This is a genomic window from Pararhizobium polonicum (assembly GCF_001687365.1).
GTDB lineage: Bacteria > Pseudomonadota > Alphaproteobacteria > Rhizobiales > Rhizobiaceae > Pararhizobium > Pararhizobium polonicum.
The window spans coordinates 110,067-124,170 of the sequence record NZ_LGLV01000013.1 but is presented as its reverse complement, the minus strand read 5'-3'; the positions used below and the strand labels follow the sequence as shown (position 1 = coordinate 124,170).

Below are 14,104 nucleotides of genomic sequence, written 5' to 3'. Positions count from 1 at the left end.
CAGAAAACGCCATCCATCGTCAGCGATGCTTTGGGATTATGACTTTAGTCGAATATCGCGCTCAGGCTGCGGACCGCAGCGCAGCCGCCGGTGACTGGCGATAGGCAAGCAGCGCCGGCACAAGGGCAAGCACGGCGGCAAAGGCAGTGATCGCAGCAGCGCTGGCCAGATCCTCGCGCGCAAACATCACCGGCAGGACAACGCCGCTTTCGCCCGAGAAAAGCCGGGAGAGAAACACTGCCGCGCCATAGCCGATGGCAAAGCCCAGGACGATGCCAAGCGCCACGAGAATGAACAGCTCCAGCCAGACGATCACAAGCACGGCCGGTTGCGGTGCGCCGAAAGCCCTCAAAGCCCCGATCTGGCGGCGGCGCTGGCCGACATGGATGACGGTGACCAGAAGCACGGCGGCGGCGACGAGAACCTGCGCGCCGATGGCGACGGCCGAAAGCACCCGCTTGGCATCGCCGAGCGTTGCATAAAGGCTGGTCAGCACTTCGCCGGGAAAGACGGCGAGCGTACCGTTGCCGCGATAGGCCTGCCTGAGCTTATAGGCATCGGCAATGGTTTTCGGCTTGACCAGGACAGCCGGGAGACCGGGGGTTTCTGCCGTCCAGTTTTCGTCAAGCGGGGCGTCGGGGTCGAGAGCTGCGTGATCGTGGTCGTGATCGCCGTCGGGTTGCGCGCCATGATCGGCCGCATGCGCTTGGGCATCATGAGGCTCGCCATCATGGTCTGCCGCCGCCTCATCGGAATGACCGCCCATGCCGTGCAGGCTCCAGACGGACTGGATGGGCACGAGGATCGCCCGGTCCCAGGAGGTTCCGGTCGCAGCCATGCGGCCGGTGATGCGATAGGCCAGTTCGGTATGGGTTTCGCCGCCATGGTCGGCAAGGCCGTGGGTCGGCTTCACCGCATAACCGATCGGCAGATGGACGGCTGCCCCGACGACGGCCTCGCCCGCCCTGGCAAAGGTAGCGCCCTCCGCCAGGCCCGAGAGATTGCCGGCCAGCGCCGCCGACGTGCCGACAATCGGATAGCCGGAGAAGGAATCGCCGAAACCGATGGGGGCCACCCAGGAGACACGCGGATCGGCGGCGAGCTTGGCCAGCACATCGCCCGGCATCAGTGGCAGGGGCGAGGGCTGGAGGAAGACCGAAGACAGCAGCAATTGCGTCTCGCTGCCGGGCGCGCCCACCACGAGATCGAACCGGTCGGCGGCCCGTGCGCTGCCGAGCCTCAGCGCCCGCTCCTGCAGCGTGACCGCGACGCCGAGCGCCGTGGCAAAAGCGATCAGCAGAATGACGACAAGCGAGCCGGCCCAGAGACGGCGCAGATCCGCAAGAATGAAACCGGTCATGCCGCCATCTCCTGTCGCTGCACATCGGCGGTGATCCGCCCGGCGGCGAGGGTGATGCAGCGATCCAGACGGCCGGTCAGGCGGGGATCGTGCGACACGACGATCAGCGTGCTGTCATTGCTGAGCGAAAGCTCGATGAGCAGCCGCACGACGGTCTCACCGCTGTCGCTGTCGAGGCTTGCGGTCGGCTCGTCGGCAATCAGCACGCCCGGCTTGCGCAGCAGCGCCCGGGCAATCGCCACCCGCTGCATCTCGCCGCGCGACATGGTTTCGATCTTCTGATCGGCACGCGAAAGCCCGACGGCGTCCAGAAGCTGCATGGCCCGGTCCCTGTCACCCGTGGCCAGGGCGCGCGACAGCCGGGCCGGAAGCAGGATATTGTCCAGAGCGCTCAAACCTGCAAACAGATGAAAATCCTGCATGACAAGGCCGATATGGGCACCACGCCAGCGATCCCGGCTGCGCTCGGTCATCGGCACGAGATCCATGCCGCCCCACGCCACGGTACCGTTTCGCACGCGCTCCAGCCCTGTCACGATGTTGACGAAGGTGCTTTTCCCCGATCCAGACGCGCCGGTGATGGCCACACGGCTGCCCGCAACGATCGAAAGGGCGGGAATATCGAGGACGGGGGCAGACAGGCCCGGATAGGACACGGAAACCCCGGAAAGTGCGAGCGACAGCATCAAACCACCCTAGACCGAAGCATAATCTGCCTCGCGCAGACGCAAGAGGCTGACGAAACCGGTTTCCGGATCTGTCCAGGAGCCGAACTCCAGCACACCGCGAACGTCGATCGCCTGCGACGGCTGCACGAAGGTCTGTTTTTCGCCGAGATAGACGACGATGATATTGTCCGGCCAGTCGGCATCGGACGAGCAGAACGGGCAGATCGACATGGGGATCTGCGTCAGTACGAAAAAGGAAGCCTCTGCTTTCAGCGGCGGTGCCATGAAGCCGCGGACCGATACCTCCTGTCCCGCGAGCGTCTTCACCTTCTGCGAAAACTCGAGCCCGAGGACGCCGAACTTGCCGTAAAGCTCATCGAAGGTCAGCGTCGGGGCAGCAGCCTGGGACGGGCGGGCCAAACTCATCAGCGGCAGGCCGGCCATCAGGGCAAGCACGCCGCGACGCGTGGTTTTGACAAAAGGACGGGGCATCGAACGATCTCCCTGACGAACAGACGCGGCATATGACTGGCTCGGCGGCGCGCTAGAAAACGGAATACGGCGGGCTGCAGGCAGCCCGCCGGAACTATGGACAAACGATCAGTTCGTTTCCTTGACGCCGAGAGCAAATGCATCTGCCAGAACACGGTAGATGTCGCTTTGCTCCATATAGCCCTTGAACTCTTCGGCACCCGGGCCGGTGGCCTGCAGGACGACGTCGTCAACGGCATGGACGCCGCTATCGCCGCTCTTGGGAATATTGCCCTGAACGAAGACGGCACCGGGAACATCCTTGTAGGCCTCGTTGGCGACATATTCCTTCTTTTCGTTCTGGATCGCCGGAACGAAAGGACCGTCGAGCTTCGGACGGAAGGTTTCGTAATGATCCGGACCGTTGTTGGCAGCCAGGAACAGGCGGCGGGTGACGTCGATCTTGTCCGGATAGCCGTCCTTGTTCTCATCCGTGTAGTTGGGGAAGCCGGCGTCGGCATAGGTGCCGACCTTTTCGCGCATCTCGGTGCCCGGCTTTTCGTCATCGATGGTGCCGATGATCGAAACGCCGTGGGTGTGATCGCCGGTGACGACGATCATCGTATCCGGATGGCTCTTGGCGAATTCGCGGGCAACGCCGACAGCCTGGTCGAGCTCGATGGTTTCGACCAGTGCGCGGTCCCAGTCGAGCGGATGCGACATCTTGTCGATCGAGGCGCCTTCGACCATCAGGAAGAAGCCTTCCTCGTTCTTCGACAGTTCGCCAAGGGCAGCCTTGGTCATGTCCACCAGGCCCGGCTGGTTCGGAAACTTGTCGACGGTCCCCTTCTTCAGGAACTCGCGGTCCAGCGTCACATCCATGTTGCCGGTGTGGAACAGGCCGAGGATCTTGCCGGTATTGGTGCCGGTCGCCGCCTGCAGTTCGGTCTTGTCGGTGGCAAGCGTATAGCCGGCTTCCTGGAAGAGCTTGATATAATCCTTGTCATCCTTGCGCTTGGAACCGGGAATATCCTTGCCGAGGAAATAGGCGGAGCCACCGCCCAGAATGACATCCGGCTTGACGTCGAACATCATGCCGACGATCTGCTCCTTGTCGGCGCGCTTGCGCGTATGGGCAACGACGGCAGCCGGTGTCGCATCTTCGATTTCGGCGGTCGAAACGATGCCGATCGACTTCTTCGTCTGACGGCGAATGGCTTCCGCGATGGTCTCGACCTTCGGGTCGTCAAAGCTATCCGGCGTGCGGTCCGCATAAACGCCGAGCGCGTTGACGGCCGTCTTGTGACCGGTCATGTAGGCCGACATCGTGTTGGCGCTGTCCGTGGCGATCGCCTCTGTCGAGGATGTGCCGACGAAGGCCATGTGATCGAGATCGTCCATGTTGAGGCGGCCGTTCGCCTTGCCCTCGCTCATCCCCTTCGACATGATGCGGGCACCGGTGCGGTGGGCAACCGAGAGGCCATCGCCGAGGATGAAGATGATGTTCTTCGCTTTCTGGGCCGTGCCGGTATTGTAGACGTCCCAGGTCACGGTCTTGGTTTCCGAGCCGGCGGTCACCTCGATCGTATAGGCGCCTTCGGCGGGGATGGTCAGCCCGCGGGCGATCAGCGCCGAGCCGAGAACCTTGTCTTCCTTGCCCTTTTCTTCAGCGACGAACTCGGCATCCTTGCCCAGAACCGTCTTATAATCCTGACCGTTGACCGAAATCTTGACATCTTCCGGCTTGACGACGGTCTTGAACTCGACCTTGAAGTCGAATGGTGAGCCAGCAAGAATGGTTGCACGATCAAGCGGATAGATGGTGGTGGCCTGTGCGGCACCGGCGAGGAACGTCGTGGCGGCGAGAGCGGCGAGAAGCAGACGCATGGGAACCTCCTTTTTGGGATTGCTTTCGGATTGGCTGGCTCCGGCAATAGTCACTGGTCATGACATCGGCGTGACACTTCGCGTTTAAGGATCGGCTTTTCGCAGCTTTGTATTGACTCCATGCCAAAAGCGCGTATGAGCAGCAGCGGAAAAGGAACCGCGCCATGCACCGTTTTGGTTATTCCATCGCTGCGCTGATCGCCCCGGCATTCGCTGCCGGGCAGGTTCGTTCTTTCTCGATATCTTCCAAAACTACGGCCAAAACGACGACGAAAACCGTCTGACGTCTCTGGCCCACCGCTCTCTCCCCGGTTAGGCCGGGGACCTGAAGCCCGCGCCTTTGGCCGGCGGGTTTCTCCCCAAAGCCCGCGGAGAGACAGAAAGAGAGCAAAGACAATGGGTTTCAAGATTGCCATCGCAGGCGCGACCGGAAATGTCGGACGCGAAATGCTCAACATCCTTTCCGAACGCGGCTTTCCGGCCGATGAAGTCGTGGCGCTGGCCTCTGCCCGCAGCCAGGGCACGGAAGTCTCCTTCGGCGACAAGACGCTGAAGGTCAAGAACCTCGAGAACTACGATTTCTCCGATACCGACATCTGCCTGATGTCGGCCGGCGGCGCCGTGTCGCTCAAGTGGTCGCCGAAGATCGGCGCGCAGGGCTGCGTCGTCATCGACAACTCGTCGGCCTGGCGCTACGATCAGGACGTGCCGCTGATCGTTCCGGAAGTAAACCCGGATGCGATTTCGATGTTCACACGCCGCAACATCATCGCCAATCCGAATTGCTCGACCGCCCAGCTCGTTGTCGCGCTGAAGCCGCTGCATGACTTCGCCAACATCAAGCGCGTCGTCGTCGCCACCTACCAGTCGGTCTCCGGCGCCGGCAAGGACGGCATGGACGAGCTGTTCAACCAGACCCGCGCCGTGTTCGTCGCCGATCCGATGGAGAGCAAGAAGTTCACCAAGCGCATCGCCTTCAACGTCATCCCGCACATCGATGTGTTCATGGAAGACGGCTATACGAAGGAAGAGTGGAAGGTGATGGCCGAAACCAAAAAGATCCTTGATCCGAAGATCAAGCTGACCTGCACGGCCGTGCGCGTTCCGGTCTTCATCGGCCATTCGGAAGCCATCAACATCGAATTCGAAAACGAGATTTCCGCCGATCAGGCCCGCGACATCCTGCGCGAAGCACCGGGTTGCCTCGTCATCGACAAGCATGAGAACGGCGGCTACATCACGCCTTACGAAAGCGCCGGCGAGGATGCGACCTACATCTCGCGTATCCGCGAAGACGCAACCGTCGAGAACGGCCTCAATATCTGGGTCGTTTCCGACAACCTGCGCAAGGGTGCCGCCCTCAACGCCATCCAGATTGCCGAGCTTCTCGTCAATCGCGGCCTGATCAAGGCGAAGAAACAGGCTGCCTGATCAGGAAATATAAAGTTTTAAACAATAAAAGCCTCGCATGATCCGTTAAACGGTATGCGGGGCTTCTTTATGGGAGCGATCTGCGACGATAATGCACGTCATTTGGGAGGATTCACGTGAAACACGATCTTCCGAATGCTGTGGTAACATCGTGACAGAACCCGCAAAGACTGGCATTTTGCGGACAGCGATTTTGGATTCGGGCGATCACGGGGTTTTTTCATGCACAAGGTGAAGTGCGTACTGGCAGGTTTCACAGCAATCGTTGCAGCGGCGATCTTTCCCGCAGCCGCATCGGCCGCGCAATGCAGCAACACATCGGCGGGCTTTGACGCCTGGGTCGAGGCCTTCAAGGGCGAGGCGGCTGGCCGTGGCATCAGCCCGGCCGTGCTCAACAAGGCCTTCGCCAATGTCAGGTACAACAAGGCGACCATCAGCGCCGACCGCGGCCAGAAGAGCTTCAAGCTGTCGCTCAACCAGTTCATGCAGAAGCGCGGTGGCCAGACGATCATTTCACGCGGCAAGAAGATGAAGGCGCAGAACGCCGCGCTCTTCAAGTCGATCGAAAGCCGCTACGGCGTTCCGGCCGGCCCGATCATCGCGATCTGGGGCATGGAGACCGGCTTCGGCAGCTTCATGGGCAAGGAACACACATTGTCCGCCGTCTCGACGCTCGCCTTCGACTGCCGCCGTTCCGATTATTTCACCAATCAGCTCTATGCGGCCCTCACGCTCGTCCAGCGCGGCGACCTGAGCCCCGACGCCCGCGGCGCGGCGCACGGCGAAATCGGCCAGACGCAGTTCCTGCCGGCCAACGTCCTGAAATTCGGCGTCGACGGCGACGGCAACGGCCATATCGACATGGTCCGCTCCAAGGCCGACGCGCTTGCCTCGACCGCCAACTTCCTGCGCGGTCACGGCTGGAGCGCCGGCGGCGGCTATCAGCCCGGCCAGACCAATTTCGCCGCGATCCAGGGCTGGAACGCCGCCAGCGTCTACCAGCAGGCGATCGCCATCATCGGCGCGGAAATCGACGGCGGCTGATACGATCGTACTGTCGGGAACTCAATCATCCGCAGTCCGGAAACGGGCTGCGGATTTTTTATGTTTTGAACGCCCTCGCGTTCCGCCGCCTCAGTCGGCCATACCGACATCTCCCTTCAAGGGGGGATCGACGCTGGCGAGGGGCGTTAGCCTCATTCTCAGCTATCCTTGCGCTTGAGGCGCGGATCCAGCGGCGGTCGCTCAAGGGCTGAGGGCAATTCCATTGCTGAGTTTCTTTACCGCGGACGTCCGGTGGGATGGATCCTCGGGTCAAAGCCCGAGGATGACGGAGGGTGAGGGGGACGGCTGGAGACAAAAGCCGACTTTTGAGTGTTGAGTTGGCTTCAGACTTCGCGTCCAGTCCGCCGGTCAAAATCAAGCCAGCCAAACGTCCCACGCAACTCCCGGGAAAAATCACATGCCCGGGCGGGCAAAATCGCCGGTCTTGGCGTCCATCACCCAGAGCTCGCCGCTCGAAATGTCGAACCAGGCCCCGTGCAGCTGCAGCTTGCCGCGCTGTTCGAGGATCTGAACGCAGGGGAAGGTGCGCAGGTTGGCGATGGAATTGCGGATCGAGACCCGCTCCAGCGCCCGCTGGCGCTCGCCGGGGGTCATGATGTCGTTGCTCTGGATCTGCTCGGCGGCCGGCTTCAGCAGGTGCATCCAGCGGCCAATGAAATCGCCCGGCGACAGCGGCTCGGCATCGAGATCGAGTGCCGCCTTGATGCCGCCGCAGCGGCCGTGACCCATGACGACGATATCACGCACCTTCAAGACCTGGACTGCAAACTCCAGCGCCGCCGAAGTCGAGTGATAATGTCCATCCGGCTCATAGGGCGGCATCATGTTGGCGACGTTGCGCACGACGAAAAGCTCACCCGGACCGCTGTCGAAGATCGTTTCCGGCGCCGACCGGCTGTCGCAACAGGCAATGACGAGGGTATGCGGCTGCTGGCCTTTTTCAGCCAGGGCCTTGTAGCGCTGCTGCTGCTCGTTGAAGCGCCCGCTCATGAAATTGTTGTAGCCGTTCAGCAAATGGTCCGGAAAACGCTGCATGGTGCTCGATGACTCCGACTATTTAAGACAGTTGAGATGTACATTGGCATGGCCGCCGGTCAGGGCATACAGCCTTTGCAAGCTGCGCGCATGCAAATTTACGGCAGCCCGCGCCGCCGGTGACATCCGTGAAGAACTCATCCCTGTTGCGTAATGCCAAACGGTTTATGCGCTGAAGGCAGGGGGTGGCAAGCAGGATATGCGGTGCCGCACAGGATCCGCATCAGGATCAGGATCGTCGCTTCTGGCTGGGGTGCATCAGCCGGCGCATCTGGACCATGGCCATCGGCGTCGCCAGGCTCGATGCGTCGCGCTCCAGCGTCAGTTCATCGGCACCGCGCTTGCCGGTGCGGGCGATGATCTCGAAGACGCTCGCCGTTGCCAATTGCAACGCCCGCTCCTCGTTCAACCCTTCCAGAAGCCGCGCGACGAACAGCGCCGCCAGAAGATCACCGGTGCCGTTGGGCGGATTGTCGATCAGCCGATGCTCGGCAAGAAGCGCGTGATTGCCGGACAGATAGAGATTGCCGATGCTGCCATGCATCATCGGGATGGCCGAGGTCACCAGCATGCGCGCCGGTCCGAGCGACAGGGCGGCTTCGAGAATGGCGGCATTGCTGTCGAGCGCCGCGCCGCAGAGCCAGGACAGCTCGAACCGGTTGGGCGTGGCAAGCGAGGCGAGCGGCAACAGCCGGTCGCGCATCGCAATCGCGGTGGCCTCCGGCACATAAAGGCCGCCGGCATCGCCCATCACCGGATCGCAGGCATAGAAAAGATCGGGGTTTTTCTGCCGCAGCGCCTCGACCAGCCGCGCAACGCCTTCGGCCTGATGGGCGGCGCCGAGATAGCCGGATAAAACCGCGCGGACTTCGCCCGTCCACGGTGCGCGGATGAGATCGTCGATCAGGCTGTTGAAATCGGCCTCGCCGACCGTCACCCGCGTCGATGGCCCATGCCCCGGATGCCACGGCAGGATGACCGTCGGCACGGCCCAGACCGGATAGCCCAGTGTCTCGAGCGCAAACACCGCGGCACGATTGCCGACGGACCCGCGAATCACATGGCTTGAAATGACGATGACGGCGCCGGGGGCAGGCTCGGACATGGATGATTTTCCGCTGTTTCGACAGCCCAGATCGCCCGACAGTCATGCCGCTGTCAACTGCGGCTGCCAAAAGATCAAAAAGTGCCTTTTTCCGCCACATCGATAAGCAGGGCAGAATAAACGAATATAACCGATTTAATTCCAAAATCGGCCAATTTTCGCTGAAATTTTCATGAATCCATTCCGAATTTGATCAAACCAAACGAAAAACGGCCACAAAAACAATCGCCAACGCCCATTCTTCTGTTAGGTTCGGCCGAATTGGTGATTGCAGGGAGAGACGGTCATGGGCGCCAAATACAATCCGAAAAAGGACAGGCATTTCGAAGCGGTGAGCGAAGCCGCCAAGGAGCTTGGCTTGAAGATGCTCTCCCCCGAGATCCTTTTCCGCCGCGCCAGCCATGACGATCTCGATGCCTATACGCCGGCGATGCTGGCGCTGACCGCCGCTCACGCGCTGAAGGAGATCAGCCACAGCGAAAGCGACCGGCCGGTGATATCCGTCGAATCCGTCGATGGCATCGCACCGAATGATACCGACGTTTCGATCCTGTCGGTGACCGACCGCAACATGCCGTTTCTCTACGATTCGATCATGGGCGAGGTGACCAGCACCCATCGCGACATTCATCTTGCCGTGCATCCCATTCTGGTACTTGTGCCCGGCAAGCCGGCTAAGATCTTCGACCCGGAAGAAAAAAGCGATCCCGAAAACCGGATCAGCCATATCCAGATCCATCTCTCCAGGCTGACATCGGCGGAAGCCGAAGACCTGAAGGAGCGGGTCGGCAAGGTCCTCGCGCAGGTTCACCAGACCGTCGGCGACTGGAGCCAGATGACGGTTCTGCTCGACCAGGCGATGAGCGAGCTGGAAAACCACGCGCCCAGCCGCAAGAAGGGCGACCGCGACGAGGCGCTGGCCTTCCTGCGCTGGCTGCGCGACAACAATTTCACCTTCCTCGGCATGCGCGAATACACCTATTCCGGCAAGGGCGACAACGCCGTGGTCGAGCGCGGCAGGGGCCGCGGCCTCGGTCTTCTCTCCAATCCCGACGTGCGCGTGCTGCGCCAGGGCAAGGACGCCGTGCTGACGACGCCGGAAATCCTCGCCTTCCTCGACGGACCGGATCTGCTGATCGTCACCAAGGCCAATGTCAAATCCGTGGTGCACCGCCGCGCCTATATGGATTACATCGGCATCAAGCGGTTCGACGAAGCGGGCAATGTCACCGGCGAGCTGCGCATCGTCGGCCTGTTCACCTTCAGCGCCTATACAAGGCCGGCGGCGGACATTCCGCTTTTGCGCTTCAAGGTGGAGAAGATCGTCGATCATTTCGGCTTCGATCCGCAGAGCCATTCCGGCAAGATGCTGACCAATACGCTGGAATCCTACCCGCGCGACGACCTGTTCCAGATCGATGTCGGCCTTCTGGCAACCTTCTGCGAGCAGATCAACGAACTGGCCGACCGGCCGCGAATCCGGGTTCTGCCGCGCATCGACCATTTCGATCGTTTCGTCTCCGTCATCGTCTACGTGCCGCGCGAACAATATGATTCCGACGTGCGCGAGAAGATCGGCCTCTATCTGAAAACCGTCTATGACGGCCGCGTCTCGGCCTATTACCCCGCCTTTCCGGAAGGTGGCCTGGCGCGCGTGCATTTCATCATCGGACGATCGGGCGGCAAGACGCCGCGTGTGCCGCAGGCAAAGCTGGAAGACGCCGTGCGCGATATCGTCACCCGCTGGATCGACCGGTTCAACCTGCTTGCCCGCCATGACGGCGTCGCCATCAGCGTCAACGAAGCCTATCAGGCCGCATTCACACCCACTGAAGCCTATGCCGATCTCGACGATATCGCCGCCTGCTCCGCGACAGACCGGATCCGGATCGCCTTCTACCAGAAGCGCGGCAAGGGCCCGGAATCGCTGGAGCTGAAGATTTTCCATGCCGGCGAGCCGGTGTCCCTGTCGCATCGCGTTCCGCTGCTCGAAAATCTCGGCTTCCGGGTGATCAGCGAGCAGACCCACGATATCGGCGTGACGGATGCCAAGGGCGGGCAGCGCCTTGTCGTCCTGCACGATATGGAGCTGATCCACCGCGACGGACATGTGCTCAATCTCGACAAGACCGGACCGATGCTGGAAGAGGCCTATCTCGCCGCCTGGAACGGCCTGATCGAGGATGACAGCTTCAACCGGCTGATCCTGCTCTCGGGCCTCACCGCCCGCGAAGTGACGGTGCTGCGCGCCTATGCGCGGTATCTGCGCCAGACCGGCATCACCTATTCGCAGGGCTATCTCGCCGAGACGCTGAACAAGTATCCGGCGATCGCGTCCGATATCTTCAAGCTGTTCGTCACCCGGATGGACCCGGCGCTCGAGGACAAGCCGAAGACGAAGCGCACGGCAGCACTGGGAGCGGCGATCGAGCAGGCATTGAACGATGTGCCGAGCCTCGACGAGGACCAGATCCTGCGCCGCTACGTCAACGCCGTGCAGGCAACCCTGCGCACCAACTATTTCCAGCGCGATGCCAATGGCAATCCGAAGGCGATGCTGGCCTTCAAGCTCGACCCGAAACTGCTGGATGGACTGCCTGAACCGCGGCCGTTCCGCGAGATCTTCGTCTACGGCACCGAGGTCGAGGGCGTGCACCTGCGCTTCGGCAAGGTGGCGCGCGGCGGGCTTCGCTGGTCGGACCGGTCGCAGGACTATCGCACCGAAGTGCTCGGCCTCGTCAAGGCGCAGCAGGTCAAGAATGCCGTGATCGTGCCCGTCGGCGCCAAGGGCGGATTCTTTCCGAAGCAGCTGCCGGTGGGCGGCACCCGCGACGAGATTTTCAAGGCCGGCACCGAGGCCTACAGGACCTATATCCGCACGCTCTTGTCGATCACCGACAATATCGTCGGCCAAGACGTCGTGCCGCCGGCCGATACGCTGCGGCTCGATGGTGACGACCCCTATTTCGTCGTCGCCGCCGACAAGGGCACCGCGACCTTCTCCGACACCGCCAACGGCCTGGCGCAGGAAGCCGGATTCTGGCTGGACGACGCCTTTGCCTCCGGCGGCTCGGCCGGCTACGACCACAAGAAGATGGGCATCACCGCGCGCGGCGCCTGGGAAACCGTCAAGCGGCATTTCCGCGAGATGGATATCGATATCCAGACGACGCCGTTCAGCGTTGTCGGCGTCGGCGATATGTCGGGCGACGTGTTCGGCAACGGCATGCTGCTATCGGAGAAGATCCGGCTGATCGCCGCCTTCGACCACCGCGACATCATCATCGATCCGGATCCGGATATCGAAAAATCCTTTGCCGAGCGCAAGCGCATGTTCAACCTGCCGCGCTCCAGCTGGCAGGACTATGACCGCACCACGCTGTCCAAGGGTGGCATGATCATTCCGCGCACGGAGAAATCGGTAACGCTGACGCCGCAGGCGATGGCAGCGATCGGCCTGGAGAAGAGCCAGGCGACGCCATTCGAAATCATGACGGCGATCCTCAAAAGCCCGGTCGACCTGCTCTGGTTCGGCGGCATCGGCACCTATATCCGCGCCGCCACCGAGACGGATGCCGACGTCGGCGACCGCGCCAACGATCCGATCCGCATTACCGCCGACGAGGTCGGCGCCAGGGTGATCGGCGAGGGTGCCAATCTCGGCGTCACCCAGCGCGGCCGCATCGGCTTCGGGCTGAAGGGCGGACGCTGCAATTCCGACGCCATCGACAATTCGGCCGGCGTCAACTCCTCCGACTTCGAGGTCAATATCAAGATTGCGCTGGCGTCCGCCATGCGCGACGGCCGCCTGACACGGGCCAAGCGCAACACGCTGCTCGCCTCGATGACGGATGAAGTGGCAGCGCTGGTCCTGCGCAACAACTACGAACAGTCTCTCTCGATTTCGCTCACCGAAATGCTGGGCGCCGGCAACCGGACGGCGCTTACCCGGCTGATGACCCGGCTGGAAGCGGACGGACATCTCAACCGCAAGGTGGAGGTGCTGCCGAACGACATCGCGCTCAGCGAACGCTACCAGAGCGGCAAGGCGCTGACACGCGCCGAGATCGGCGTGCTGCTCTCCTATGCCAAGATCGTGCTGTTCGACGAGATCGTTGCCAGCGACCTGCCGGATGATCCCTATCTGCTGGCAACGCTGCGGGACTACTTCCCGGCGAAAATGCACAAGGCGCATGCGAGCGACATCAACGAGCACCGGCTGCGGCGCGAGATCATCGCCACGGTTCTGGCCAATGACGTCATCAATCGCGGCGGCCCGGCCTTCGTCAGCACACTGATCGACCAGACGGGCTTCATGCCGGCCGATGTGGTGAAAGCCGCGGTCCTGGCCCGCGACGGCTACGACCTGCCGCGCATCCATGGCGAAATCGATGCGCTCGACAACATCGTCAGTGGACAGGTGCAGAACGAGCTCTATCAGGAGGCAGGCCGCATCTTCGCCGTCGTCACCGAACGGGCGCTGCGGACACGGGCGATCACCGGGCCGCTTGGCGAGGCGGTGGACAAGCTGCGCCAGGCGCTGGCGAAGCTGAAGCCGAGCCTGCATTCCTCCATACCCGACGATGCGGCGGAAGAGGCGCGGCAGAAAGCCGCCTATTTCGTCGAGCGCGACGTGCCGCAGGCCCTGGCCGACGAGGTGGCCGGACTGTTCCTGATGACGCTGGTGCCGGAGATCATGCAGATTTCCGCCGATACCGGCGTGACGCTGGCGCGCACGGCACAGAGCTATTTCGGCGTCACCCAGCACCTGCGCATCGCCCGGCTGCTGGCGGCGGCCGAGCGCGTTTCGGCAACGGAACAATATGAGGCCATGGCGCTGTCGCGCAGCATCAGCGATATCGCCAATGCCAGGCGCGACATTACCATTACGGCGCTGGCCGATCAGAAATCGGAGAAGAATCCCGTGCTTGCCTGGCAGGACAGCGACCGCGAGCGGGTCAACCGCATTACCGACCAGCTGACCCAGCTGACCGAGAAGGGCGAAACGACGCTGGCCAAGATCACCGTTGCCGCCGGTCTGCTCAGCGACCTTGCACAGAACAGGGCGAGGTGACACTGTTT

At 62.1% G+C, this 14,104-nt stretch carries 9 protein-coding genes; 3 read left to right on the top strand and 6 right to left on the bottom strand.

Translation table 11 applies throughout. The features are described from left to right. Positions 1 to 61 precede the first annotated feature (61 nt). From ADU59_RS20545 to ADU59_RS20530, 4 genes are all read right to left on the bottom strand, one after another. On the bottom strand, positions 62 to 1,360 hold the full coding sequence (locus ADU59_RS20545; protein ID WP_068956026.1) for an FtsX-like permease family protein: 1,299 nt from the start codon (positions 1,358 to 1,360) through the stop codon (positions 62 to 64). Beyond that, positions 1,357 to 2,046, bottom strand: a complete 690-nt coding sequence (locus tag ADU59_RS20540) for an ABC transporter ATP-binding protein (RefSeq protein WP_068956025.1) — start codon at positions 2,044 to 2,046, stop codon at positions 1,357 to 1,359. Before ADU59_RS20540 ends, ADU59_RS20545 begins: the two co-directional genes overlap by 4 nt. A gap of 9 nt (positions 2,047 to 2,055) precedes the next feature. Beyond that, positions 2,056 to 2,472 carry a hypothetical protein gene (locus ADU59_RS20535; protein WP_425332041.1) on the bottom strand — a complete coding sequence of 139 codons (417 nt, stop codon included), beginning with the start codon at positions 2,470 to 2,472 and terminating at the stop codon, positions 2,056 to 2,058. Positions 2,473 to 2,628: 156 nt separating this feature from the next. After that, positions 2,629 to 4,386, bottom strand: a complete 1,758-nt coding sequence (locus ADU59_RS20530; RefSeq protein ID WP_068956023.1) for an alkaline phosphatase — start codon at positions 4,384 to 4,386, stop codon at positions 2,629 to 2,631. 396 nt (positions 4,387 to 4,782) lie between these two features. Here ADU59_RS20530 and ADU59_RS20520 point away from each other — a divergent pair, with 396 nt between their 5' ends. Further along, the gene (locus tag ADU59_RS20520) at positions 4,783 to 5,817 is read left to right on the top strand and encodes an aspartate-semialdehyde dehydrogenase (RefSeq protein ID WP_068956021.1); all 1,035 of its coding nucleotides are present in this window, start codon (positions 4,783 to 4,785) and stop codon (positions 5,815 to 5,817) included. A gap of 222 nt (positions 5,818 to 6,039) precedes the next feature. Beyond that, positions 6,040 to 6,861, top strand: a complete 822-nt coding sequence (locus ADU59_RS20515) for a lytic murein transglycosylase (protein ID WP_068956020.1) — start codon at positions 6,040 to 6,042, stop codon at positions 6,859 to 6,861. A 414-nt stretch (positions 6,862 to 7,275) separates the two neighbouring features. Here the strand turns inward: ADU59_RS20515 and ADU59_RS20510 are convergent, their stop codons facing one another. Together ADU59_RS20510 and pdxY are read right to left on the bottom strand one after the other, a co-directional pair. Continuing rightward, positions 7,276 to 7,917 (bottom strand): carbonic anhydrase, encoded by a 642-nt coding sequence (locus ADU59_RS20510; protein ID WP_068956019.1) that lies wholly within the window; start codon positions 7,915 to 7,917, stop codon positions 7,276 to 7,278. A 229-nt stretch (positions 7,918 to 8,146) separates the two neighbouring features. Next, the gene (gene pdxY / locus ADU59_RS20505) at positions 8,147 to 9,022 is read right to left on the bottom strand and encodes a pyridoxal kinase PdxY (protein ID WP_068956018.1); all 876 of its coding nucleotides are present in this window, start codon (positions 9,020 to 9,022) and stop codon (positions 8,147 to 8,149) included. Between the two features lie 286 nt (positions 9,023 to 9,308). Between pdxY and ADU59_RS20500 the strand changes: the two genes are divergently transcribed. Continuing rightward, the gene (locus tag ADU59_RS20500) at positions 9,309 to 14,096 is read left to right on the top strand and encodes an NAD-glutamate dehydrogenase (protein WP_068956017.1); all 4,788 of its coding nucleotides are present in this window, start codon (positions 9,309 to 9,311) and stop codon (positions 14,094 to 14,096) included. Positions 14,097 to 14,104 lie beyond the last annotated feature (8 nt).